General features: G+C 66.6%; 27 protein-coding genes. 15 read left to right on the top strand and 12 right to left on the bottom strand.

All coding sequences use genetic code 11. The annotated features are described in order from the left end of the window. Window positions 1–22 precede the first annotated feature (22 nt). Both AC1RDS_RS11860 and AC1RDS_RS11855 read right to left on the bottom strand, forming a co-directional pair. Complete coding sequence (locus AC1RDS_RS11860; protein ID WP_092696850.1) at window positions 23–511, bottom strand: MarR family winged helix-turn-helix transcriptional regulator; 489 nt, start codon at window positions 509–511, stop codon at window positions 23–25. A gap of 4 nt (window positions 512–515) precedes the next feature. Continuing rightward, a complete protein-coding gene (locus AC1RDS_RS11855) occupies window positions 516–1490 on the bottom strand; it encodes a Bug family tripartite tricarboxylate transporter substrate binding protein (RefSeq protein ID WP_092696851.1) in 975 nt (324 codons plus the stop codon). A 311-nt stretch (window positions 1491–1801) separates the two neighbouring features. Here AC1RDS_RS11855 and panB point away from each other — a divergent pair, with 311 nt between their 5' ends. The 3 genes from panB (at window position 1802) to lysA (ending at window position 5086) form a co-directional block, all read left to right on the top strand. Continuing rightward, complete coding sequence (gene panB, locus AC1RDS_RS11850) at window positions 1802–2695, top strand: 3-methyl-2-oxobutanoate hydroxymethyltransferase (protein ID WP_092696852.1); 894 nt, start codon at window positions 1802–1804, stop codon at window positions 2693–2695. Window positions 2696–2722: 27 nt separating this feature from the next. Continuing rightward, window positions 2723–3577 (top strand): pantoate--beta-alanine ligase, encoded by an 855-nt coding sequence (gene panC, locus AC1RDS_RS11845; protein WP_492227034.1) that lies wholly within the window; start codon window positions 2723–2725, stop codon window positions 3575–3577. A gap of 255 nt (window positions 3578–3832) precedes the next feature. Then, window positions 3833–5086: a diaminopimelate decarboxylase gene (gene lysA, locus AC1RDS_RS11840; protein WP_287876446.1), complete on the top strand. Its 1254-nt coding sequence runs from the start codon at window positions 3833–3835 to the stop codon at window positions 5084–5086. 245 nt (window positions 5087–5331) lie between these two features. On the opposite strand, the gene AC1RDS_RS11835 is transcribed toward lysA, so the two are convergent. The 4 genes from AC1RDS_RS11835 to AC1RDS_RS11820 all read right to left on the bottom strand — a co-directional run bounded on the left by AC1RDS_RS11835 (window position 5332) and on the right by AC1RDS_RS11820 (window position 7713). Then, window positions 5332–6345, bottom strand: coding sequence for an NAD(P)H-dependent glycerol-3-phosphate dehydrogenase (locus AC1RDS_RS11835; RefSeq protein ID WP_287876444.1), 1014 nt, complete (start codon window positions 6343–6345; stop codon window positions 5332–5334). Window positions 6346–6400: 55 nt separating this feature from the next. After that, the gene (gene secB, locus AC1RDS_RS11830) at window positions 6401–6859 is read right to left on the bottom strand and encodes a protein-export chaperone SecB (RefSeq protein ID WP_026434713.1); all 459 of its coding nucleotides are present in this window, start codon (window positions 6857–6859) and stop codon (window positions 6401–6403) included. A gap of 107 nt (window positions 6860–6966) precedes the next feature. Continuing rightward, complete coding sequence (grxC, locus tag AC1RDS_RS11825) at window positions 6967–7227, bottom strand: glutaredoxin 3 (RefSeq protein ID WP_092696856.1); 261 nt, start codon at window positions 7225–7227, stop codon at window positions 6967–6969. A 78-nt stretch (window positions 7228–7305) separates the two neighbouring features. Continuing rightward, complete coding sequence (locus AC1RDS_RS11820) at window positions 7306–7713, bottom strand: rhodanese-like domain-containing protein (protein ID WP_092696857.1); 408 nt, start codon at window positions 7711–7713, stop codon at window positions 7306–7308. A 72-nt stretch (window positions 7714–7785) separates the two neighbouring features. Between AC1RDS_RS11820 and gpmA the strand changes: the two genes are divergently transcribed. The 4 genes from gpmA (at window position 7786) to AC1RDS_RS11800 (ending at window position 11453) form a co-directional block, all read left to right on the top strand. Further along, window positions 7786–8529: a 2,3-diphosphoglycerate-dependent phosphoglycerate mutase gene (gene gpmA / locus AC1RDS_RS11815; RefSeq protein ID WP_287876439.1), complete on the top strand. Its 744-nt coding sequence runs from the start codon at window positions 7786–7788 to the stop codon at window positions 8527–8529. 120 nt (window positions 8530–8649) lie between these two features. Beyond that, window positions 8650–10092: a S41 family peptidase gene (locus AC1RDS_RS11810; protein WP_492227033.1), complete on the top strand. Its 1443-nt coding sequence runs from the start codon at window positions 8650–8652 to the stop codon at window positions 10090–10092. A 76-nt stretch (window positions 10093–10168) separates the two neighbouring features. Continuing rightward, a complete protein-coding gene (locus AC1RDS_RS11805; RefSeq protein ID WP_287876437.1) occupies window positions 10169–10921 on the top strand; it encodes a HesA/MoeB/ThiF family protein in 753 nt (250 codons plus the stop codon). A gap of 115 nt (window positions 10922–11036) precedes the next feature. Next, the gene (locus AC1RDS_RS11800; RefSeq protein ID WP_092696997.1) at window positions 11037–11453 is read left to right on the top strand and encodes a response regulator; all 417 of its coding nucleotides are present in this window, start codon (window positions 11037–11039) and stop codon (window positions 11451–11453) included. 104 nt (window positions 11454–11557) lie between these two features. On the opposite strand, the gene AC1RDS_RS11795 is transcribed toward AC1RDS_RS11800, so the two are convergent. Next, window positions 11558–12190 (bottom strand): response regulator, encoded by a 633-nt coding sequence (locus tag AC1RDS_RS11795; RefSeq protein WP_092696861.1) that lies wholly within the window; start codon window positions 12188–12190, stop codon window positions 11558–11560. A 120-nt stretch (window positions 12191–12310) separates the two neighbouring features. On the opposite strand from AC1RDS_RS11795, the gene AC1RDS_RS11790 reads away from it, so the two are divergent. The 6 genes from AC1RDS_RS11790 to AC1RDS_RS11765 all read left to right on the top strand — a co-directional run bounded on the left by AC1RDS_RS11790 (window position 12311) and on the right by AC1RDS_RS11765 (window position 16794). Further along, a complete protein-coding gene (locus tag AC1RDS_RS11790; RefSeq protein WP_287876433.1) occupies window positions 12311–13675 on the top strand; it encodes a sensor histidine kinase in 1365 nt (454 codons plus the stop codon). Window positions 13676–13897: 222 nt separating this feature from the next. Further along, the gene (locus AC1RDS_RS11785; RefSeq protein ID WP_092696998.1) at window positions 13898–14062 is read left to right on the top strand and encodes a DUF1328 domain-containing protein; all 165 of its coding nucleotides are present in this window, start codon (window positions 13898–13900) and stop codon (window positions 14060–14062) included. A 70-nt stretch (window positions 14063–14132) separates the two neighbouring features. After that, window positions 14133–14522: a hypothetical protein gene (locus tag AC1RDS_RS11780; RefSeq protein WP_287876431.1), complete on the top strand. Its 390-nt coding sequence runs from the start codon at window positions 14133–14135 to the stop codon at window positions 14520–14522. Between the two features lie 38 nt (window positions 14523–14560). Beyond that, window positions 14561–15115 carry a ferritin-like domain-containing protein gene (locus AC1RDS_RS11775; protein WP_287876429.1) on the top strand — a complete coding sequence of 185 codons (555 nt, stop codon included), beginning with the start codon at window positions 14561–14563 and terminating at the stop codon, window positions 15113–15115. 105 nt (window positions 15116–15220) lie between these two features. Beyond that, window positions 15221–15538 carry a BON domain-containing protein gene (locus AC1RDS_RS11770; RefSeq protein ID WP_026434725.1) on the top strand — a complete coding sequence of 106 codons (318 nt, stop codon included), beginning with the start codon at window positions 15221–15223 and terminating at the stop codon, window positions 15536–15538. Between the two features lie 173 nt (window positions 15539–15711). Beyond that, on the top strand, window positions 15712–16794 hold the full coding sequence (locus AC1RDS_RS11765; protein ID WP_287876426.1) for a zinc-binding metallopeptidase family protein: 1083 nt from the start codon (window positions 15712–15714) through the stop codon (window positions 16792–16794). A gap of 13 nt (window positions 16795–16807) precedes the next feature. Here AC1RDS_RS11765 and coaD read toward each other — a convergent pair whose 3' ends face one another. From coaD to AC1RDS_RS11745, 4 genes are all read right to left on the bottom strand, one after another. Continuing rightward, entirely contained in the window at window positions 16808–17308 is a 501-nt protein-coding gene (gene coaD / locus AC1RDS_RS11760; protein ID WP_287876424.1) for a pantetheine-phosphate adenylyltransferase, read from the bottom strand. A 201-nt stretch (window positions 17309–17509) separates the two neighbouring features. Further along, entirely contained in the window at window positions 17510–18223 is a 714-nt protein-coding gene (gene rsmD / locus AC1RDS_RS11755) for a 16S rRNA (guanine(966)-N(2))-methyltransferase RsmD (protein WP_287876422.1), read from the bottom strand. Further along, entirely contained in the window at window positions 18220–19587 is a 1368-nt protein-coding gene (locus AC1RDS_RS11750) for a M16 family metallopeptidase (protein ID WP_287876420.1), read from the bottom strand. The genes rsmD and AC1RDS_RS11750 overlap by 4 nt, the downstream gene beginning before the upstream one ends. Window positions 19588–19608: 21 nt before the next feature. Continuing rightward, window positions 19609–21045 (bottom strand): M16 family metallopeptidase, encoded by a 1437-nt coding sequence (locus AC1RDS_RS11745; RefSeq protein WP_092696869.1) that lies wholly within the window; start codon window positions 21043–21045, stop codon window positions 19609–19611. A gap of 28 nt (window positions 21046–21073) precedes the next feature. Here AC1RDS_RS11745 and ftsY point away from each other — a divergent pair, with 28 nt between their 5' ends. Beyond that, window positions 21074–22402 carry a signal recognition particle-docking protein FtsY gene (gene ftsY / locus AC1RDS_RS11740; RefSeq protein ID WP_092696870.1) on the top strand — a complete coding sequence of 443 codons (1329 nt, stop codon included), beginning with the start codon at window positions 21074–21076 and terminating at the stop codon, window positions 22400–22402. A 3-nt stretch (window positions 22403–22405) separates the two neighbouring features. On the opposite strand, the gene cutA is transcribed toward ftsY, so the two are convergent. After that, window positions 22406–22744, bottom strand: coding sequence for a divalent-cation tolerance protein CutA (cutA, locus tag AC1RDS_RS11735; protein WP_492227032.1), 339 nt, complete (start codon window positions 22742–22744; stop codon window positions 22406–22408). A 218-nt stretch (window positions 22745–22962) separates the two neighbouring features. Between cutA and rpoH the strand changes: the two genes are divergently transcribed. Beyond that, entirely contained in the window at window positions 22963–23904 is a 942-nt protein-coding gene (gene rpoH, locus AC1RDS_RS11730) for an RNA polymerase sigma factor RpoH (protein ID WP_492227031.1), read from the top strand. The last annotated feature ends 175 nt before the right edge of the window (window positions 23905–24079 follow it).

Raw genomic sequence — 24079 nt, 5'->3', positions numbered from 1 at the left:
CAGAAAAGGAAGGGGCGGCCGGTCAGCCGCGCTCGTTGTGCGCGACCAGGCGGTCGAGCAGCTGGCCCAGCTGGGCCAGCTCACGGGGCTTCAGGCAGCCAAAGATCTCGCGGTTGCGCCGCACCACGAGCTGGTTGGCGGCCTGCCAGCGCTCGCGGCCCTGCGGCGAGAGCATCAGCACCACGCCACGGCCATCGGCCTCGCTGCCCTGCTTGAACACCAGGCCCTGGTCCACCAGCGCCTGGGCAGCCCGGCTGGCCTGGCTCTTGTTCAGGTTGGACAGGCGCGCCAGGTCCTTGACCGACAGCGGCTCGAAGGTGCCGATGGTGGTCAGGCACCGGCCATCGCTGAGCGACAGGCCTGCCTCGTCCAGATAAGCCTGGTGGCTGACCGGGTCGGACAGCTTGCCCAGGTGGTGGAACCGGTAGGTGAACGAGCGGTTGAGCGGCACCTCGAACGGATCGGCGGCCACTTCGGCCTGGGGGGCGGTGGAACGGGAGGACCGGGCCATGGGATCAGTCCAGCTTGATGCTGCCGACCTTGATGACCTGGCCCCACTTGGCGCGCTCATCGGCCCAATAGCGGGCCATCTGCTCGGGCGAGCTGGGGATGGACTCCAGGCCCAGCGCCTGCAGGCGGGCCTTCACGGCCGTGCTGTCCATGGCGGCCAGCAAGGCCGCATTGAGCTTGGCGATCACGTCCTTGGGGGTGCCGGCAGGCACCACCAGGCCTTGCCAGGCGTAGGCCTCGAAGCCCTGGAGACCCTGCTCCTGCAGCGTCGGGATGTCCTCGAAGTTCTTGACCCGCTTGGCGCTGGCGATGCCGATGGCACGCAGCTTGCCGGTCGTCACGAACTGGTAGCCGCTGGCCGTGTCCACAAACATGAAGGGCACCTGGCCCGCCACCACATCCTGCACCGCAGGGGCCGCGCCACGATAAGGCACATGGGTGAAGCGGTTGCCGGTTTTCTCGCGGAACAGCTCGGCCGCCAGATGGTGCGGGCTGCCCGGACCGGGCGATGCGTAGTTGGCGGCGTTCTGGGCTTTGGCCCAGGCCAGAAATTCGGGCAGCGTCTTGGCGGGCACCTGCGGGTTGACCACGAGGATCATCGGGAACCGCACCGTGAGGCCGACCGGGGCCAGGTCCTTTTCTGCGCTGTAGCCCAGCCTGGTGTACAGCGACGGGTTGGCCGCCAGCGTGGCGGTGTCGGCGGACATCAGCACATAGCCATCCGCCTTGGCGCGGGCGACGTACTCCGCACCGATGTTGGTGGCCGCGCCGGGCTTGTTGTTGATGATGATGGGCTGGCCCAGCCACTTGCCCATGGACTCGGCCAGCGTGCGGGCCACCACATCGGTGCCGCCGCCAGCAGGGTACGGAACCACCCACTCGACGGTCTTGGAGGGATAGGTCTGGGCCGCCGCAGCCGCGCAGGCCGTGAGCACAGCCAGGGCAAAAAGTCGGCGGGTGGTGGGCAAAAAGTTGCGCATGAAAACCTCGGAATCGGGCAGGATGGGTTGAGCTGGAACAACGACACCAAAACCGCCACCGGGTAAACGCACGCGGCTTTGATCTGGCGCAACAAATGTATTCAATTTGGTTGCATGCACAACTAGATATTTACCCTAATAGTTGCGAACGCAACCTGTTACATCAAGCGGCCATCCCTTACAGGTGCGGGACCCGGTGCGTTGGGGCGGGCAGGTGAATGACGGGATCTGTCGGCCGGACAAGACCGGCCAGGCGTCTGGCAGCGTGGACATGGCATAGACTCGCGGCACTTTTTTGCCATGGGACCTTCATGACTGATCCTGCCCAGCTCCAGGCGCCCCCGCACGCCACGCCGTATGGCACGCTGCCGCCCGCATCACCGTTGCCCCTGCGCCGGCCCATCAGCCTGCCGCGCCTGGCGCAGATGCGCGAGGCCGGAGAAAAAATCACCATGCTCACGGCCTACGACGCCACCTTTGCCGCGGTGGCCGATGCGGCCGGCATCGAGTGCATTCTGGTGGGCGACTCGCTGGGCATGGTCTGCCAGGGCCTGCCCAGCACGGTGGGCGTCTCGCTCGACACCATGGCCTACCACACGGCCAGCGTGGCACGCGGCCTGCACCGCGTGCAGGGCACGGCCTGGCTGGTGGCCGACCTGCCCTATGGCAGCTACCACGAGTCCCGCGAACAGGCCCTGCGCAACGCCTGCGTGCTGATGCAGGCCGGCGCGCACATGGTCAAGCTCGAAGGCGGCGGCTGGACGGCGCCCACGGTGGAGTTTCTGGTGCAGCGCGGCGTGCCCGTGTGCGCCCACCTGGGCCTGACGCCGCAAACCGTGCACGCCCTGGGCGGCTACCGCGTGCAGGGCAAGACCGAAGACGCCGCCCGCACCCTGCGCAAGGAGGCGCTGGAACTGCAGGACGCCGGCGCCGCCATGCTGGTGCTGGAGATGGTGCCCGCCGCACTGTCTGCCGAGATCACCGCCGAGCTGCGCCACTGCCACACCATCGGCATCGGTGCGGGCAACGGCACGGCCGGACAGGTGCTGGTGCTGCATGACATGCTGGGCATGAACCTGGGCAAGATGGCCAAATTCGTACACAACTTCATGCAGGACGCCGACAGCGTGCGGGGCGCCATGGAGGCCTATGTGCAGGCCGTCAAGCAGGGCCGCTTCCCCGACAACGCCTTGCACGCCTGGTAAGGCCCCTCTCCCACCCAGATCCCCAAAATGCTCATCGCCCGCTCCATTCCCGAACTGCGCGCCGCCCTGGCCGGCCGCCGCCCCGCCTTCGTGCCCACCATGGGCAACCTGCACGCGGGGCACCTGGCGCTGGTACACCAGGCCCGGCCGCTGGGCGACTGCACCGTGGTCAGCATCTTTGTGAACCGCCTGCAGTTTCTGCCGCACGAAGACTTCGACAGCTACCCGCGCACCTGGGATGCCGACTGCGCCCAGCTGCAGGCCGCCGGCTGCGATGTGCTGTTTGCGCCCCGCGAAACCGACCTCTACCCCGAACCGCAGACCTTCAAGGTGCAGCCCGATCCGCAGCTGGCCGACCTGCTCGAAGGCCAGTTCCGCCCCGGCTTCTTCACCGGGGTGGCCACGGTGGTGATGAAGCTTTTCAGCTGCGTTTTTGGCGCCACCGGCGGTGGCACGGCGGTGTTTGGTCGCAAGGACTACCAGCAGCTCATGGTGATCCGCCAGATGGTGCGCCAGTTTGCACTGCCCATCGAGGTGGTGGCGGGCGAGACCAGCCGCGCCCCTGACGGCCTGGCCCTGAGTTCGCGCAACGGCTACCTCAGCCCGCAGGAGCGCCAGGAAGCCGTGGCGCTGTCGCAGGCGCTGCACCAGCTGTGCGACCGCTGGGTCGCGGCGCAGGCCGCCGGAACGCTGCACCCGGCCGAGCTGGAGCAGCAGGCGCTGGACCAGCTGCGCGCGCGCGGCTGGCTGCCCGACTACCTGGCGGTGCGCCGCCGCCTGGACCTGCAGCCGGCCACGCCAGGTGATGCACCCGGGACGCTGGTGGCCCTGGGCGCCGCCCGGCTGGGGGCCACGCGGCTGATCGACAACCGGGAGTTCTAAACAACGCCCGGCCCTTGGGGTGGCACACCGCCCAGCGGGCGCCGCTGCTGGCGCTGACAGAACAAGGGATAGAAACAGACTGGAGTCAAGACATCCAACCTTGCCAGCCAGCACCTGCGGCAGGTGGTGCGGGCGCCGTCGGCCATCAGGGCATGGGGCGCCGGCCACCACGAATGCCCGGTAAACTTCCACGACCCGGATCAATTGCCTGATCCACCGCACCCCTGCGCCTTTTCCCTGCACCCGGATCACCCCATGTCCAACCCCTTCTCGCCTGCACAACTGTGGTCCCTGGCCGACCAGTTTGGCACCCCGCTGTGGGTGTATGACGCGGCCACCATCCGCCAGCGCATTGCGCAGCTGTCCAACTTCGACACCATCCGCTTTGCGCAGAAGGCCTGCTCCAACATCCACATCCTGGCGCTGATGCGCGCGCAGGGCGTGAAGGTGGACGCGGTCTCGCGCGGTGAGATCCTGCGCGCGCTGGCCGCCGGCTACCAGGCCGGCCAGCAAGGCGACGGGCCGTCGGAGATCGTGTTCACCGCCGACCTGTTCGATGCGGCCACGCTGGCCTGCGTGGTCGAGCATGGCGTGCCGGTGAACGCCGGCTCCATCGACATGCTGCACCAGCTGGGCGCGGCATCGCCAGGGCATGCCGTGTGGCTGCGCATCAACCCCGGCTTTGGCCATGGCCACAGCAACAAGACCAACACCGGCGGCGAGCACAGCAAGCACGGCATCTGGCACACCGACCTGCCGGACGCGCTGGCCGCCATCCGCCAACATGGCCTGAAGCTGGCAGGGCTGCACATGCACATCGGCTCGGGCGTGGACTACCGCCACCTCGAACAGGTGTGCGGCGCCATGGTGGAGCTGGTGCGCACCACGCACTCCGCGGGGCACGACCTGCACGCCATCTCGGCCGGCGGCGGCCTGTCCATCCCTTACCGCGATGGCGATCCGGTGATCGACACCCAGCATTACCACGGCCTGTGGGATTCCGCACGCCAGCAGGCCGAAGCCATCGTGCGCCACCCGCTGGGCCTGGAGATCGAGCCCGGCCGCTTTCTGGTGGCCGAGTCGGGCGTGCTGCTGGGCGAAGTGCGTGCCACCAAGGATGCCGGCAACAACCATTTCATGCTGCTCGACACCGGCTTCAACGAGCTGATGCGCCCCAGCATGTATGGCAGCTACCACACCATGAACGTGCTGCGCCGCGACGGCAGCACAGTTGCGCACCGCCCCAGCGTGGTGGCAGGGCCGCTGTGCGAGTCGGGCGACGTGTTCACGCAGGGCGACGGCGGCGTGGTGCTGCCGCGCAACCTGCCGGATGCCCAGGTGGGCGATCTGCTGGTCATTCACGACGCGGGCGCCTATGGCGCCTCGATGTCCTCCAACTACAACACCCGGCCTTTGACCGCCGAGGTACTGGTCGATGGCGGCCAGGCCCGCCTGATCCGCCGTCGCCAGACGGTGGAAGAACTGCTGGCGCTGGAGTTGGGGCTGTAAATCCGCCGGCGCGCTGACCACCGGTCAGCCAGCGGGTAGGCCAAGCCCTGCGCCACGGCGCAACCCAGGCGCACACGGGGCGCGGGCGCACGCCGGTAAGGTCAAGGCATCACTTTGTCGAGGAGATGGTGATGCCTGTCATTCTGTGGTTGCTCGGAGTACCGCTGTCTGTGCTGCTGTTGCTGATGCTGTTTGGCGTATTCTGAAAACGCACCGGGGGCGCCGGTCAGCAGCGCCCCGCCCGATCAGCGCAGTTCGGAACCCGGATCGCGCCCCATCAGCAGGCCTACGGCATCGGTCGGGGCCAGGCGGCCATCGAGCAGCGCCACCACCGCCTGGGTGATGGGCATGTCCACACCGAGCCCGGCCGCACGCTGGGCCACGGTGCGGGCGCAGTACACGCCCTCGGCCACATGGCCCAGTGAATCCACCGCCTGCTGCAGGCTTTGGCCCTGCGCCAGCAGCAAGCCCACACGGCGGTTGCGCGACAGGTCGCCCGTGGCAGTGAGTACCAGGTCGCCCATGCCCGACAGCCCCATGAAGGTGTCGGGCCGCGCGCCCAGCGCCACGCCCAGGCGGGTCATTTCGGCCAGGCCGCGCGTGATGAGGGCCGCGCGCGCATTCAATCCCAGGTTCAGCCCATCGCACAGGCCGGTGGCAATGGCCAGCACGTTTTTCACCGCACCGCCCACCTCCACGCCCACGATGTCGTCGTTGGCATACACCCGCAGGCTGGGGCTGTGAAAGGCGGCCACCAGCGCATCGCGCACCACGGCGTGCCGGCTGGCCGCCACCAGCGCCGTGGGCTGACCGCGCGCCACCTCTTGTGCAAAGCTGGGGCCGCTGAGCACGCCAGCTATCAAACCAGGAGCAACCTGCGCACACACCTCGTGCGCCAGCAGCCCAAAAGCCCCTGCATCGGTGGATGCCACCGCTTCGAAACCCTTGCACAGCCAGGCCACGGGGGCCGTGCAGCCGCGCAGGGCACGCAGCATGGCGCGCAGCGCCGCCATGGGCGTGGCCACGATGACCAGATCGGCCGAGCGCGCCAGCGCCAGCGGGTCGGCACCCGATACCGCGAGCGCGGGGGGAAAAGCAATGCCCGGCAGGTAGCGTGCATTCTGGCGCTGCGCCTGCATGTCGGCCACCTGCTGGCCATCGCGCGCCCACAGCGTGACGGTGTGATCGACCGCTTGCTGGGCAGCCCCCATGGCCAGTGCCGTGCCCCAGGCACCTGCACCAAGTACGACTATGTTCATAGCTGCTTGCGCTTATGCATCAAGCGCCAGAGGCCAAAATGGCCTCTGAACCGCATCACTGGGTGATGATGGGCGAAGGTTCGCCGGCGGCCTGGGCCTGCTGCTGCTCGTACATGGCCTGGAAGTTGATTTCTGCCAGGTGCACGGGCGGGAAGCCCGCGCGGTTCACGATGTCGGCCACGTTGCCGCGCAGGTAGGGGTACACGATCTGCGGGCAAGCGATGCCCATGATGGGGCCCATCTGGTCTTCGGGGATGTTGCGGATCTCGAAAATTCCGGCCTGCTTGGCCTCGACCAGGAACACGGTCTTGTCCTTGACCTTGGTCTGCACCGTGGCGGTGACGGCGACTTCAAAGATGCCTTCGGCCACGGGGGTGGCTTCCACGCCGAGCTGGATGTCCACGCTGGGCTGCTCCTGTTCGAGCAGGATGCCGGGCGAATTGGGCTGCTCCAGGGACATGTCCTTGAGGTAGACGCGCTGGATCTGGAACACGGGGTTTTCTTGATCGGCCATGGTGAAGTCTCTCTGCTCTAACAAAATTTCAGCAAAACAAAACCCGCCGGGGAGCAGCTCCCGCAGCGGGCACATGGGCTTGCATTATGCAGCGCCCGGGTAACCGATCAGGCGGCGCCCAGCAGGGGCATCAGCCCGCCGCGGCCGTCGAGCGCCACCAGATCGTCGTGCCCACCCACATGGGTGTCACCGATGAAGATCTGGGGCACCGTGCGGCGGCCGGTGATCTCCATCATGTGGCTGCGTGCTGCGGGGTCGGTGTCGATGCGGACCTCTTCGATCTGCTCGACGCCCTTGGCCTTGAGTATCTGCTTGGCGCGGACGCAATAGGGGCAGACGGCGGTGGTGTACATCTTTACGGGTTGCATGGCGGTCCTTCCTGTTTTTTCCTGTAGGGCAACAAAACCAGTCAAAAGCCTGTCGGCTATCGCATAACTGGGGGCAATTCAGGATTTTTCTACCGGCAGGCTGGCCTCGCGCCAGGCCTTGAGGCCACCGGCCATGGCCTGGGCGTTGTCGTAGCCGAGCTTCTTGGCCATGGCCACGGCACGGTTGGCGCGGGCGCCGCTGGCACACACCAGCACCAGCGGCAGGGCCTTGTTCTTCACCAGCGTGGGCAGGCGCTCTTCGAGCTGGCCCAGCGGCACATTCTTGGCGCCGCCCACATGGCCGGCAGCGAACTCTTCGGTCTCGCACACGTCGATGACCACGGCTTTCTCCCGGTTGATGAGCTGCACGGCCCGCGCGGGCGTGAGCGATCCACCACTGGCGTTCTTGAGCAGCGGCCACAGCAACATGCTGCCCGAAGCGAGTGCCACGAGGACCAGATACCAGTTGTCGATAACGAATTTCACGAAGATTCCTTGGGTTGGCAAACCGCGTAATTCTAAAATGTATGGTTTTGACCCGCTTTCCCTAGGGACACCATGCACAAACTCGTTCTGATCCGACACGGCGAATCCACCTGGAACCTTGAAAACCGCTTCACCGGCTGGACAGACGTTGACCTGACGCCCACCGGGGTGTCGCAGGCCATGTCGGCCGGCAAACTGCTCAAGGCCGAAGGCTACGAATTCGACCTGGCTTTCACCAGCGTGCTCAAGCGCGCCATCCACACCCTGTGGTACGCGCTCGATGAAATGAACTGCACCTGGCTGCCCGTGGTGAAGGACTGGCGCCTGAACGAGCGCCACTATGGCGCCCTGCAGGGCCTGAACAAGGCCGACATGGCCAAGCAGTACGGCGACGAGCAGGTGCTGGTGTGGCGCCGCAGCTATGACACGCCCCCGCCAGCACTGGAAGCCACCGACCCCCGCAGCGAGCGCAGCGACCGCCGCTATGCCGGTGTGGCGGCCGAGAGCGTGCCCCTGACCGAGTGCCTGAAAGACACCGTGGCCCGCGTGCTGCCGTTCTGGAACGAGGCCATGGCGCCCGCCATCCGCTCGGGCAAACGGGTGGTGGTGGCGGCGCACGGCAACTCCATCCGCGCGCTGGTGAAGTACCTGGACAACATCTCCGAGACCGACATCGTGGGCCTGAACATTCCCAACGGGATTCCGCTGGTATATGAGCTGGACGCCGACCTCCAACCCATCCGCCACTACTATCTGGGCGATGCCGAGGCCGCTGCCAGGGCCGCGGCCGCCGTGGCTTCACAGGGCAAGGCGTAAAGTCGGCGTAAAGCCGGGCAAAAACCCGAAAAATCCTGCGAAAGCAAGTACCCGCGCGGAACTGCAGCGGGCGCGGCCCTTCCAAAGTTGTATATTGAAACGAAGCGGTAAAGGTGTTCTATGGGCCACAAACTCAAAATTGCAGGGTGGGTGTCGATCGGCGTGGTGGCTGGAGCGCTGACCACGGTGTCCCTGCAGACGGTGGCGCGCGGCGCCATGGCGCCTCTGCCGCTGGAAGAAATCCAGCAGCTGTCCGCTGTGTTCGGCCTGGTCAAGACCGATTACGTCGAGCCGGTGGATGACAAAAAGCTCATCACCGACGCCATCTCGGGCATGGTCGCCAGCCTGGACCCGCACTCGCAGTATTTCGACAAGAAGTCCTTCAAGGAATTCCGCGAAGGCACCTCGGGCCGTTTTGTGGGCGTGGGCATCGAGATCACGCAGGAAGACGGACTGATCAAGATCGTCTCGCCCATCGAGGGCTCTCCCGCCTTTCGCGCCGGGCTCAAGACCAACGACCTGATCACCAAGATCGACGAAACCGCCGTCAAGGGCTTGTCGCTCAACGACGCCGTCAAGAAGATGCGCGGCGAGCCCGCCACCAAGGTCACGCTCACCATCTTCCGCAAGGACGAAAGCCGCACCTTTCCCGTGACCATCACGCGCGAAGAAATCAAGACCCAGTCGGTCAAGGGCAAGCTCATCGAGCCGGGCTACGGCTGGGTGCGGCTGTCGCAGTTCCAGGAACGCACGGTGGATGACTTCGTGCGCAAGGTCGAGGAAATCTACAAGCAGGACCCGCAGCTCAAGGGCCTGGTGCTCGATCTGCGCAACGACCCCGGGGGCCTGCTCGATGCGGCCGTCGCCATCTCGGCAGCGTTCCTGCCGGCCAACGTCACCGTGGTCAGCACCGACGGCCAGCTGGCCGAGAGCAAGGCCACCTACAAGGCCACGCCCGAGTTCTACCAGCGCCGCGGCAGCGGCAGCAGCGATCCGCTCAAGCGGCTGCCCGCAGCGCTCAAGACGGTGCCGCTGATCGTGCTGGTGAACGAAGGCTCTGCCTCGGCCAGCGAGATCGTGGCCGGCGCGCTGCAGGACCACAAGCGTGCCACCATCATGGGCAGCCAGACCTTCGGCAAGGGCTCGGTGCAGACCGTGCGCCCCCTGGGTCCGGACACCGGCCTCAAGCTCACCACGGCCCGCTACTACACACCGAGCGGCAAGTCGATCCAGGCCAAGGGCATCGTGCCCGACGTGATGATCGATGAGTCGGAAGAAGGCAATGTGTTTGCGGCGCTGCGCATGCGCGAGGCCGATCTCGACAAGCACCTGGGCAGCGGCCAGGGCGAGGAACAAAAGGACGAGGCCCGCGAAAAGGCCCGCGAAGCAGCCCGCAAGCGCCTGGAGGAAGAAGCGAAGAAGCCGGTGGCGGAACGCAAGATCCCCGAGTTCGGCACCGACAAGGACTTCCAGCTGACGCAGGCCCTGAACCAGTTCAAGGGCCGCCCCGTGCTGGTCAGCAAGACGCTGACCGAGCGCAAGGAAGAAAAGAAAGAGAACTGAGACAGTTCTGCTGCCACCGGGGCCGGGCTTCCCACGGAGCCCGGCCTTTTTCACGCGCCACGCTCCTGCCTACACCATGACCGATGACCAGCTCCTGCGCTACTCCCGCCACATCCTGCTCGACGAGGTGGGCATCGAGGGACAGGAGCGCATCCTGGCCAGCCATGTCCTGATCATCGGCGCGGGGGGCCTGGGCTCGCCAGCGGCGCTGTTCCTGGGATCGGCCGGTGTCGGACACATCACGCTGGTCGATAACGATGTGGTGGACCGGACCAACCTGCAGCGCCAGATTGCCCACACCACCGCCCGCGTAGGGCAGCCCAAGGTGGCGTCGGCGGCGCAGGCCGTCACGGCCATCAACCCGGAGGTTCGGATCACGGCGCTGCAGGCACGCGCGGACGCCGCCCTGCTCGACACGCTGGTGCCACAGGCCACCGTGGTGCTGGACTGCAGCGACAACTACGCCACGCGCCACGCGGTCAACGCCGCCTGCGTGCGGCATGGCAAGCCCCTGGTGGCCGGTGCGGTGATTCGCTTTGATGGCCAGATCACCGTGGTGGACCCGCGCGATGCGGCCTCGCCATGCTATGCATGCGTGTTCCCGCCCGAAGCCGCTTTCGAAGAGGTGCAATGCTCGACCATGGGGGTGTTTGCGCCGCTGGTTGGCGTGGTGGGGGCCATGCAGGCCGCCGAGGCGCTGAAACTGCTGTCCGGCGCGGGGCCCTCGCTGGCGGGGCGCCTGCTCATGCTCGATGGTCGCGCCATGGAGTGGAGCACCATGCACCTGAACCGGCACCCCCACTGCCCGGTGTGCGCGGCGTTGAAGTAAGAAACGTCCTACGCCCTCAGCCTGTGGTGGCTGGCAGAATTGCCGCACCGCCCCCGTTAAATTAACGGCTCGACCCCAGCACATCCGCACCGGTCGCACCCCCATGGATCAGGCTGTGAAACTGCGTACCTACATTGTTGAAGACAACGCCACGATTCGGGAAAATCTGATCGGAACGCTGGAGGAACTCGCCTGCGTGGAGGCGGTCGGCGCCAGCGCCACCGAAGACGAAGGCAAGGAGTGGCTGACCGCCCACAGCGCTCAGTGGGATCTGGCGATCGTGGATCTGTTCCTGCGCCAGGGCAGTGGCCTCGGTGTGCTGGCGGCATGCCGGGCCCGCCAGCCGGGCCAGAAAATGGTGGTTCTGAGCAACTACGCCACCCCCGATGTGCGCATGCGCTGCGCGCAGCTTGGCGTGGATGCGGTGTTCGACAAGTCCAACGAAATCGACGCCCTGGTGGACTACTGCATCGAGCACAGCAGCAAGGCACACAGCGCAGCGGATCAGCAGCCCCGGCCGGACATGCCGTGAAGCCCCTTGCCCTGCGCAAACCGTGCCGGGGCGGCGTTGACAAGGCACGGCCACCGCGGGACCAGCGCTGCCCGCGCAGCCAACGGGGCCGGGGGACCCGCCCTTCAGTCGATCAGCCGGTTTTTCAGCGCGTAATAGGTCAGATCGCTGTTGGACGAGAGCGCCATCTTTTCCATGAGCCGCGTGCGGTAGGTGCTCACGGTCTTCACGCTCAGCGACAAGTCCTTGGCGATGTCTCCGGCGGTTTCGCCCTTGGCCAGTTTCAGGAACACCTGGAATTCCCGCTCCGACAACTGCTCATGCGGCGGCGCATCGTCCTTGCGGTTCAGTTGCTGCGCCAGCAGCTCGGCAACGGCGGGCGTGAGATAGCGCCGCCCCAGCGCAATGGTGCGAATGGCCTCGACGATCTCGGAAGGCTCGCACTCCTTGTTGAGGTAACCGCTGGCACCCTGGCGGATCAGGTTGATGGCGTAATGCTCTTCGGGATAGCCACTCAGGATGAGAATGCCCATGTCGGGCGCCTTCGCACGCAGCATGGCCAGCGCATCCAGCCCGCTCTGGCCCGGCATGGACAGGTCCATCAGCAACACGTCGATTTCATGGTTGCGCACGAGATCGATGGCTTCGCGGCCGTTGCCCGCCTCGCCCTCCACGCGAAAGTCGACATGCTCCGACAGAAACTGCCGCAGCCCGGTACGAACAATCGCATGGTCATCCACAATACCGATCTTGATCATGAGCTTCTTTCAGGGAGCGGCCATGCCACGTCCAGGTCGTTGTTGTTGCACAGGCTTGCGCCGCCACCTGCACCGCAGGCGACAGCGTAGCAGTTCCCCGCGATTATCCGAGCACCCCGCATGACGTTCAAAGAAAACTCCCGGCACTGGCTCAGAAAAAGCCGCACGATGGCCTTCAGCCTGCCTTTTGCCTTGCTGGCTGCGCTGGTGCTGATCGGCATCAACGAAGCCGGGCACATGCGCTCGCAGGAAGCCGTGGAAGCCATGAACGAGGGACAGCAGACCCGCAATGCGGTCAACCGCCTGCTGCAAAGCATGCTGGACGCCGAAACCGGCCAGCGCGGCTACCTGCTGACCGGCAACGAAACCTACCTCGAACCCTACGACAAGGCGGTTGTCACGGTGCAGACCAATCTGGACGAGTTGCGCAACCGGTATCTGAAGTCGCCCGATGAACTGCAGCAGTTTGCCCATCTGTCGCGCGAGGTTTCGCGCAAGCTGGCCGAGATGGAGCTGAGCCTGCGCCTGCGCCGGCAGGGCAACGAGGATGCCTGGAAATTCATCCTGTTCACCGACGTGGGCAAGGAGCACATGGAGTCGATCCGCAAACAGGCCCATGTGCTGATCGATCGCAGTGCCCAGAGGGTGCAGGAGAGCCGCCGCCAGATTGTGCAATCGCTGATGCTGTCGCGCATCGGCATTGCGACCGTGACCGCCGTCGGCCTGCTGGCGTTCTACATGTACCTGCGCCAGGCCCGCACCCTGCAACAGGTGAACCAGCGCGAACAGGAAGTGCTGGAGCGTGAGCGCGAGCGGCTCGAAGGCCTGGTCCGCGCGCGCACCGCCTCGCTGTCCGAGCTGGCCAGCCACCTGCAGCAGGTGCGCGAGGACGAACGTGGCTACCTGGCGCGCGAGCTGCACGACGAACTGGGCGCCTTGCTGACCGCCGCCAAGCTCGACGTCGCCCGGCTCAAGTCGAAGATCGACCACCAGGCCCCCGAAGTTGCCGAACGCCTCCGGCACCTGACCGAGACGCTCAACAGCGGCATTGCCCTCAAGCGCCGCATCATCGAAGACCTGCGCCCGTCCTCGCTGTCCAACCTGGGGCTGGCGACGGCCCTTGAAATCCTGACCCGTGAACATGCCGAGACCGCCGGGATCGAGATCGAGACCAGTCTGGAGTCCGTGCAGCTGACAGAGGCCACCCAGCTGACGGTCTACCGGCTGGTGCAGGAAGCCCTCACCAACATCAGCAAGTACGCCAAGGCCACCAAGGTGCTGGTGACCGTGCACAACCACCCTACCCATGTGACGGTGCAGGTGCGCGACGATGGCGCAGGCTTCGACCCGGCCAGCGTGGGCATTGCGTCGCATGGACTGGCCGGCATGCGCCACCGGGTGGAGGCCGCCGGCGGGCGGCTGACCATCACCTCCCGCCCGGGCAACGGCACCCTGGTGTCGGCCGTTCTGCCCAAGGCCCGCTGAATCACCCGCACCCCGGCACCGCTGCGTGCCCCGGCCTGCGCGGAGCGTTCAGGCGGGATGGCACCGTCGGCTGTGTCCTACAAGGCAGCCCTCCTGGCGCCGACAAGGGGGAGCGCCAGCCACCGGCATGCGTGGCGGCCCGCTCTGCCTACAGTACATCTCAGGCGCTCAATTCCTGGCGCCACCTCACTTACGGCAACACCGACCTTCAAGGAGATGGAAATGCTGCACTACGCCGTTGTCTTTCTGGTTATCGCGCTCATCGCCGCTGTGTTCGGTTTTGGCGGCATTGCGGCAGGCGCCGTAGGCATCGCCAAGATCCTGTTCTTTGTGTTCGTGATCATGGCCATCGTGACGTTCGTGCTGGGCCTGCTGAAAAAAGGCTGATCCCCTCGCACCCCACCGCCCTGCGACAGCCCTTGCGTTCCCCAACCCTTTACATCTTCGGAGAGTACCCATGAATACCGAATCCACCACGACCAAAGTTGCAGACGGGGCGCGCAGTCTCGCCGATAACGTGCTGCAAAGCGCCCAGGACGCCGTACAGACGACACGCGACAAAGCCAGGGAATCCCTGGACAAGGCCGAATCCGGTGTGCGCGAACTGCGCCGTGAAGCCAGCCCGGTCATCGATGATCTGGCCGCCCGCGCCCACGACCTGGCCACGCGCAGCATCGACTTCTGCGCCGAGAGCAGTGCCCGCGCACGCCACCAGGTCCAGCAGGCTGCTGACGCCACCACACGCTATGTCACGCAGCAGCCGGGCAAGTCCGTGGCCATTGCCGCCGCTGCTGGCGCCGCCGTGACCGCCGCTGTGCTGCTGATGTCACGCCGCCGCAACCCCTGAACGACCACGGAGCTTTTCGCCCCATTGAAAGTGTCTCCATGAACAAACTCAGCCCTCTGCCCTCCCATGCGGCCGGCATGGAACTGGACGAAGCAGCCCTGAAAGCCGCGGCCACCAGCCATCTGGATGAGGGTGCGGTCACACCCGCCTTCAGCCCGCATCGCGACGACATCGTGCGCCTGCTCAACGACGCCCTGGCGACCGAGCTGGTCTGCGTGCTGCGCTACAAGCGCCACCACTTCACCGCCCACGGCATGGCCTCACCCGCCATTGCGGCGGAGCTCATGGTGCACGCCACCGAAGAAGCGGCCCACGCCGACCTGATCGCCCGGCGCATCGTGCAGCTGGGGGGCAAGCCCGACTTTGCGCCCGACACCCTGCTCGCCCGCAGCCATGCCGACTACGACACCTCGTCGGACCTCCAGGCCATGGTGAAAGCCAACCTGGTGGCTGAACGCATTGCCGTGGAGGCCTACCGCCAGATGATTGCATTGATTGGTGACAAAGACCCCACCACCAAACGCATGCTCGAAGGCATACTGGCCGACGAAGAAGAACATGCCGACGAACTCAAGGATTTGCTGGAAACCTAGCCCGTTCCAGCGCCACGACAGCCAGCCGGTCACGGAGGGTGCAACAAGCCGGCAAGCTGTGATTTTCCCTCGCACCCGCGTCTCCACTCTTTGAAGGAATACACCATGAAATACGCACGTGCCCTTGCCTTTGCCGCAGCCACAGCCATCACCGTCGTCACCGCCACGGGCTGCGCAGTGGCGCGCAACCAGCAAACCGCTGGCGCCTACATCGACGATGCGGGCATCACCACCGCCGTCAAGGCCAAGATGGCGGAAGACAAAACGGTGTCCGCTACCGCCATCAGCGTCGAAACGCTCAACGGCACGGTTCAGCTGTCGGGTTTTGCCAAGTCGCAGGCCGAGAAGAACCAGGCGGAAGCCATTGCCCGCAACACCAAGAACGTCAAGGAAGTGCGCAACAGCATTGTTGTGCGCCCCTAAGCGTGCGCGCCCGATCCCGCCGGTAGCGGCGCAAGCCGTGCGGCGGGGCGTGGCAGGAAAAGGGCGCCAGCACCGAACCATCTGGTTCGGTGCTGGTGCCCTTTTTGACTGGCCGCCACGCTTTCTCTTCTGCCCGCGGCGCGCCCGACCGCAGGGGGTTAAGCTGCCACACCATGCGGGTATTCAATTGCGACCATTGCGGTCATCTGGTTTTTTTTGACAGCGTGCAGTGCATGCATTGCGGCAGCACGCTCGCCTTTGTGCCCGAGCTGCTCTGCATGGCGGCGTTGGCCCCGGCCCCGCAGGACGGGCCAGACCTGTGGCGCCGCATGGGGCTGCGCGGCAGTGCGGACTGCAGCGGGCGGCTCTATCGCCTGTGCGCCAACCACGCCGCCTACGACGCCTGCAATTTCGCCCTGCCGGCGCACGATTTCTCCCCGCTGTGTGTGTCGTGCCGCCAGACGCGCGTGCTGCCCGATCTCTCCGAACCCGCCAACCTGGGCCGATGGAAGCAGATCGAAGCGGCCAAGCGCCAGCTTTTCTACACGTTGGCCCGCCTGGGGCTGGAGCCCGCGCCGGGCCGGTCCGGACCGGTGTTCGAGTTTCTGGCGGACTGGCCCGGCGGGCCACCCGTTCTCACCGGTCACCATGGCGGCACCATCACCCTCAACGTGGCCGAAGCCGACGACGGCGAGCGCGCGCGGCGGCGCGTGGCGCTGGGCGAGCCCTACCGCACCCTGATTGGCCACCTGCGCCATGAATCGGGCCATTTCTACTGGGACCAGCTGGTGCGCGACGGCCATTGCCTGGAGGCCTTTCGCAGTCTGTTTGGCGATGAGCGCCTCGATTACGCCGCCGCCCTGCGTGCCCACTACGCCAAAGGCAGCGACACGGGCGACTGGCGCCCGCACCATGTGAGCAGCTACGCAGCCTCGCACCCCTGGGAGGACTGGGCCGAAACCTGGGCGCATTACCTGCATATGGTGGACCTGCTCGAAACGGCGGCCAGCTACCAGACCAGCCTGTCCGTGCCCGACCCGCATGCCGCCCAGCACCACCAGGTGACCGACCCCTTTGCCAGCCCGCGACCCGCGTTTGACAACATGGTGCGCCAGTGGGTGCCCCTGACCCTGCTGCTCAACAGCCTGAACCGCAGCCTGGGGCAGAGCGATGCCTACCCCTTTGCCCTGTCGCCCGGCGCGCTGCGCAAACTGCGCTTTGTGCACGACTTGCTGATGCAGACCTGCGCAGGCTGAAAGTCTCAGCCTCTCAGGCCGACGCTGCACGGTTCAGCTTGCGCATCAGTTGCGCATGCACCCCGGGCGAGACGAACTGCGCCACGTCGCCGCCCAGCGTGGCGATTTCGCGCACCAGCGTGCTGCTGATGAACTGGTGCCGGCTGCTGGGGGTGAGGAACACCGTCTCGATGTGCGGCACCAGTGCGCGATTCATGCCTGCCAGCTGGAATTCGTAGTCGAAATCGGTGCCCGAGCGCAGGCCGCGCAGCATGGCCGTGCCGCCGCGCGCAGCGGTGAACTCGGTCACCAGGCCGTCAAAGGGCTCGACGCTCACCTGCGGGCAGTCGCGCAGCGCCTCGCGCGCCATGTCCATGCGCTCGTCCAGGCTGAACAGGGTCTTTTTGTGGTGGGCAATGGCCACGGCAACGATCACCCGGTCGAACAGTTTCGCCGCGCGGCGCACCAGGTCTTCATGGCCCAGCGTGATGGGATCGAAGGTTCCGGGGTAGATGGCGAGCACGTTGTGGGTCATGGGCTAGGGTCTCCTGGTGGGCAGATGGATTTGGGGCCCGGCCCACAGGGGCCGGCCGGGCCGCCTGGGCGGATTATGCAGCGCACTGCAACGCGCAGGAGGCGCAGTGCATGCCCCCTTTTTTTCAAGAAAATAAGACTCTGGCGTTTATACAGAAAGCGCAATAGGCTACTATTTTTATAGCTATCGAGTACTGTACCGTCAGCCCGCCAGGCGCTGCTGGAGCAGGTGCGCATGCACCGCACCCGCCTTCAGGTGGCGGTGCACCACCAGCCCGAACGGGGCCAGTGCCTCGTCGGTCCAGGCCTGCGGCGCCTCCAGGTAAACGAAGCCGTCTGCCGCCACGGCCTTGGCGGCGGCCTGCAGGGCCGGCTCGAACCAGGCGCCGTCAAACGGCGGGTCGAGCAGCACCAGGTGCAGGCTGGCCGGCGCTACCTGCCGGAGCGCGGCAATGCCGTCGCCGCGCTGCACACGCACGGCCGTGGCCGCCAGGCGGGCCTGCAGCTTGTGCAGCTGGGCCACCAGGGTGGCGTCGTTTTCCACCAGCTGCACGGCGGCAGCGCCGCGCGAAGCCGCCTCCAGCCCCAGCGCGCCAGTGCCGGCAAATGCATCCAGGCAATGCCAACCGGTCAGGTCCTGGCCCAGCCAGTTGAACAGGGTTTCGCGCACGCGATCGGGCGTGGGGCGCAGGCCCGGGCGCTGGGCCACGGGCAGGCGGGTGCGCTTCCACTGGCCGCCGATGATGCGGATTTCGCCCGCAGCCTGGGGGGCTGCGTCTTTCCGGGCGCTGCTCTTGGCTGCCTTGGTGTTCTTGGACTCCTTGGCGTCGTCGGGCTCGGCCGCGGGGACGTTCCTGGCCGGACGGGCCAGGCGGCCACCGGGCAGGGTTTCCAGGCGCAGGCTGGAGCGGCTCATGGCTGGCCTCCCACGACCACGGTGACCATGCGCTCGGGTTGCAGCTTGCGTGCCATGGCGGCGCGGATATCGGCCACGGTGAGCGCCTCGACGCGTGCCGTCCAGTGCTCCAGGTAGTCGAGCGGCAGCCCGTTCCAGGCGATGTTGGCCACGTTGCCCAGCAGCTTCTTGTTGCTGTCGATGCGCAGCGCAAAGCCGCCGATCAGGTTGTCCTTGGCGGCGCGCAGCTCGGTCTCGGTGGGTCCTTCGCGCACGAAGCGCGCCAGCACATCGCGCGAGACCTGCACGGCCTGCGCTGCCTGGTCGGGCCGGGTCTGCAGGCCGATGCTGAACGCGCCCGCATGCAGGCCGGGCGCAAAGCTGCTGTACACACTGTAGCTCAGGCCGCGCTTCTCGCGCACCTCGTTGGTCAGGCGCGAAGTGAAGCCCCCGCCGCCCAGGATGTGGTTGCCCACCAGCAGCGCCAGAAAGTCGGGGTCGCGGCGCGCAAAGCCGGGCTGGCCGATCAGCACATGGGCCTGGGCCGAGGCAAAGGGAATGCGCTGCTCGGCCGGCGCGCTGAGCGCGGCCACCTCAGGCACGTCCGGCAGCGGCGCGCATTCTGCAGCCGTGCGCGCCGGCAGGCGCGACAGCAGCGTAGCCACCAGGGTCTGCGCCTGCGCGCGGTTGACGGCGCCCACGATGCTCACGCGCGCGCGGCAGGCGGCCACGGTGCGCGCATGGAAGGCCTGCATGTCGGCCACCTCGATGCGCGCCAGCGTGTCTTCGGTGGCGCGGTAGCCGTAGGGGTGGCTGCCATACACGGCGGCGGCAAAGGCTTCGCCCGCCACGGTGGCGGGGCGGGTGCGGGATTCCTTGATGCTGGCGCTCCAGCGGGCGCGTTCGCGCTGCCAGATATCGGCCGGCCAGCTGGGCTCGCCCATCTGGCGGGCGGCCAGCAAAGCGGCGCGCTGCAGCAGCGCGGGGTCGGTCAGCGAGCGCAGCGAATAATGCAGTCCATCGCTGCCGGCGCTGGCGTCAAAGCTGGCTCCCAGGTCGGCCCAGGCCTCGCCCAGCGCGTTTTCATCCAGCGGCGCACCCTCGGCAACACCGGAACCTGCGGCCATGCCCAGAACGCCTTTGGAGGCCATGGAAGCCACGGCACCGGCCAGGCCCGCCTGATCGGCCGGGTCGCGGCGGCTGCCACCATCAAAGTCGAGCTGCACATCCACCATGGGGATGACGGGGCTTTCCACCAGCCAGACCTGTGCGCCGTTGGCCTCGGTCCAGTGCTGGATGGGCAGCAGCGCCCAGGCTGAATTGGCCACAAGAAGGGCTCCCGCGCTCATTAAAGCGCGGGCAGCTATTTTTTTCATAGTCATCATGCAATGCCTCGGGGTGCGGATTCAGTGGCGTGGGGCACCCGCGGCCGGTGCGGCGCGCCGGGGCTTGGTATCCAGCGGCTGCGGCAGCAGCGTAGCCACCGTGAGCTGGTCGTCACCAAAATACCGGGCCGCCACCTGCTGCACCTGCTCGGGTGTCACGGTGCGCAGCAGGGCCAGCAGGCGCTCTTCCGCATCAAGCGGCAGCCCCTGCACCCAGTTGCTGCCCAGGTCCTGGGCCTGCCCGTGCACCGAGTCGCGCTGGTACACGGTCGAGGCAATCCACTGGGTCTTGACGCGTGACAGCTCGGCCTCGCTCACGCCCTCGCGGGCCACGCGGGCGACTTCGGCGCGCAGGGCGTCTTCGACCTGCTGCGCCGTCTTGTCCTCGGCTGGCACGCCGCTGAGCAGGAACAGGCTGGGGCCGCGCCCGGTCACCATGGCCGAGCTGCTGGCGCTGTCGGCCACGCGCTGCGGGCCCTGGCTGAGGGCGCGCTCCAGGCGGGCGCCGTCGTAGCCACTGAGCACGGCCGACAACACCATCAGCGCCAGGGCATCGCGGTCGCCGTCGGTGAGCGCCTCGACGCGCTCCATGCCGGGCACGCGAAACGCCAGGGCCACGTAGGCCTGCTCGGCAGGTGCCTTGACGGCAATGCGGCGAAGCCCCTGCTGCACGGGCTCGACGCGCGGCTTGCGCGCCGGCACGGCGCGGGCGGGCAGGCGGCCATAGTATTTTTCGGCCAGGGCACGCACCCGGGCCACGTCCACATCACCGGCCACCACCACGGCCGCGTTGCCGGGCACATACCACTGGCGGTGGAAATTGCGCACATCCTCGGGCGTCAGGGCATCGAGGTCGCTCATCCAGCCCACCACCGGGCGGCGGTAGGGCGAGGCGATGAAAGTGGTCGCAAAAAGCTGCTCGGCCAGCACGGCGCGGGGCTGGTCTTCGGTGCGCATGCGGCGCTCTTCCTTGACCACCTCGATCTCTTTCTTGAACTCGGCGTCGGGCCACTGGTTGTGGGCGAAGCGGTCGGCCTCCAGGCGCATCACGTCTTCGAGCCGGCTGGAGGGAATCTGCTGGTAGTAGCCCGTGTAGTCGCGGCTGGTGAAGGCGTTTTCCTGTCCCCCCAAGGCCGCCACGCGGCGCGAAAATTCGCCCGGCGGCACGGTCTTGCTGCCCTTGAACATCATGTGTTCGAGCACATGGGCCACGCCCGAGGTGCCATCGACCTCGTCCATGGAACCCACGCGCAGCCACACCATGTGCATCGCCGTGGGCGCCCGCCGGTCGGGCTGCACGATGAGCTGCATGCCGTTGGCCAGCGTGAATTGCTGCGCCCCGGAAGCCGTGGCCGTGGGGGCCGCTGGCAAGTGCGCGGCAGGGGTGGTGGATACCGGGGATTGCGCCCCGGCACTCAGGCAGGCCAGCAGGCCCAGAAGGGTGAAAGCACGTTTCATAGAATGGAGTGATTCTAAGTACCCGCCAATGTTCAGTTTTTTCAAGAAAAAACCCGCCCCCACGCCCGCGCAGCCCGCTGCGGCTGCGCCTGCAACCCCTGCTGCACCGGCTGCCGTGCCCGCGCCACCGCCGGTGATGCCACCCGCCGGACAGGCACCCGCCGCCCCGGTCACGCAGTCCGCGCCATTGCCAACGCCCTCCGCAACCACCCTGCCCCCACCGGCCCCGCCGGCGGCCAGCGGTGGCCTTGGCTGGCTGCGCAACCCGTTTGCCGCCAAACCACCTGCCCCCGCAACGAAAGCAGCCCCTGTGGCCGCACCGCCGCCGGCCGAGCTGCCGGTGCCGGCGCCCGTGTCCACCCCCGTTTCGCCCATGGTGGCGGCCGCACCCATCGCCGTCGCCGTGCCGCCCCTGCCTTTGGCGCCCATGGCCACCGAGCCGCCGCCCACGCCCGCCGAACGCAAGGGCTGGCTCGACCGCCTCAAGGCCGGCCTGCGCAAGACCGGCTCCAGCATCGCCACCGTTTTCACCGGCACCCAGATCGACGATGCCCTGTATGAAGAGCTGGAAGAAGCCCTGCTGATGGCCGACACCGGCGTCAAGGCCACGCAGCACCTGCTGGAAGACCTCAAGCGCCGCGTGAAAGACAGCAAGACCACCGACCCCGCCGCCGTCAAGGGCCTGCTGGCCGATGCGCTGGCCGATCTGCTGCGCCCGCTCGAAAAGGCCCTGGTGATTGGCGAGCACCAGCCCACCGTGATCATGGTGGCGGGTGTCAACGGCGCGGGCAAGACCACCTCGATCGGCAAGCTCACCAAGCACCTGGCCAGCGAAGGGGCCAGCGTGCTGCTGGCGGCGGCCGATACCTTCCGCGCCGCCGCGCGCGAACAGCTCGGGGTATGGGCCGACCGCAACACCGTCGAGATCGTCAGCCAGGAAGGCGGCGACCCGGCCGCCGTGAGCTTTGATGCCGTCACCGCCGGCAAGGCGCGCGGCAAGGACGTGGTGCTGGTGGATACGGCCGGCCGCCTGCCCACGCAACTGCACCTGATGGAAGAGCTGAAGAAGATCCGCCGCGTGGTCACCAAGGCCGACGCCACGGCGCCCCACGAGGTGCTGCTGGTGATTGACGGCAACACCGGCCAGAACGCGCTGGCCCAAGTGCGCTCGTTCGACGATGCGCTGCAGCTCACCGGCCTCGTCGTGACCAAGCTCGACGGCACGGCCAAGGGCGGTGTGCTGGCCGCCATCGCGCAGGAGCGCCCCATTCCCGTGTACTTCATCGGTGTGGGCGAAAAGCTCGAAGACCTGGAAACCTTCAACGCGCGCGAATTCGCGCAGGCTCTGCTGACCTGAACCTCACACCCCGGAGGCCACCTCGCCATCCACCCAGCGCACATAGGCCGGCGTGGCCTGCAGCGCCTGCACCACCAGCTGCGGCAGCGCATAGGGGTGCAGCGCCTGCAGCAGCGCCAGCAATGCGGCGGTGGCGCGCGGCATGGTCTTGCAGTCCAGCCGCCACTCCGATGCTTCCTGCAGGGCGCCCTGCCAGTGGTAGTGCGAGGTGATGGCCTGCACCTGCACACAGGCCGCCAGCCGCGCCTGCATGACGGCCTGCGCCAGCCGGCGCGCGTCTGCCGCGCTGGCCACCGTGGTGGTGACCATGCTGATATCCGCCGGATCAACGCCTGTTGCCATGGAACTCTCCTGCCTGCAAAAGGAACAGAGGGCAGTGTAAACAGGTCTTCAAATGCTCATCTATTCATAGCTATTAGCGCTGTATTTTATTGCGCTCAATGCCAATTTAATGAAGATTTCAGAATCAGAAAATTTGTAACAACCAGACGGGAACTCCGGACTTAGCACTCCCTCCAACAGAGTGCTAACATGAAGGCTTAGAGGAAAGGATTCCCGGAATGACACTGCCATCTGGAACCGCAACGACGACCCTGGCGCCCGCCAATCCCTGGGCGCTGGTGCCGCCCTTGGGCAACCTGGACGCCTATATTTCGGCCGTCAACCGCCTGCCCCTGCTCACCCATGAAGAAGAGCAAATCTACGCCCGCCAGCTGCGCGATCACAACGATGTGGACGCCGCTGGCCGGCTGGTGATGTCGCACCTGCGCCTGGTGGTGTCGATTGCACGCCAGTACCTCGGCTACGGCCTGCCCCATGGCGATCTGATCCAGGAAGGCAACGTGGGCCTGATGAAGGCCGTCAAGCGCTTCGACCCCGACCAGGGCGTGCGCCTGGTGAGCTACGCCATGCACTGGATCAAGGCCGAGATCCACGAATACATCCTGAAGAACTGGCGCATGGTGAAGGTGGCCACCACCAAGGCGCAGCGCAAGCTGTTCTTCAATCTGCGGTCCATGAAACAGGGTTTCAAGGCCGACGCGGCGGCAACCGATGCCAGCACGCACCGCGACACCCTGTCGGACCGTGAAATCGACTCGGTGGCGGCGCAGCTCAATGTCAAGCGCGAAGAAGTCATCGAGATGGAAACCCGCCTGTCGGGTGGCGATGTGCTGCTGGACCCCGCTCCGTCGGACGATGGCGAGCAGGCCTTTGGCCCCATTGCCTACCTGGCCGATGCCTCGCATGAGCCCACGGCCATGATCGAGTCGCGCCAGCGCGATGCGCTGGCCACCGATGGCATTGCTGCCGCCCTGGCCAGCCTGGACGAGCGCAGCCGCCGCATCGTGGAAGAGCGCTGGCTCAAGGTCAACGACGATGGTTCGGGCGGCATGACGCTGCACGAGCTGGCCGCCGTGTATGGCGTGAGCGCCGAGCGCATCCGCCAGATCGAAGTGGCCGCCATGAAGAAGATGAAGGCCGCGCTGGCCGAATACGCCTGATACGGTTTTGCCTTCAAACGTATAACTTCGTTGGTTCGCCTTGCCGTGCTAGAGCACTGTCTGCGGCTTCCCGCCTAGTTATCCGCTTGAATGCAAGACCGTATGAGCGGTGGCTGCTCGCAGATGCGGACGGCAAGGATAATTGGACGCGCAACCTGGTTGCGCGTTTTTTTTG

This window comes from Acidovorax sp. GW823-FHT02H02, from assembly GCF_058797075.1.
The sequence above is the reverse complement of the archived record's forward strand: the minus strand, read 5'-3'. Positions and strand labels throughout refer to the sequence as shown.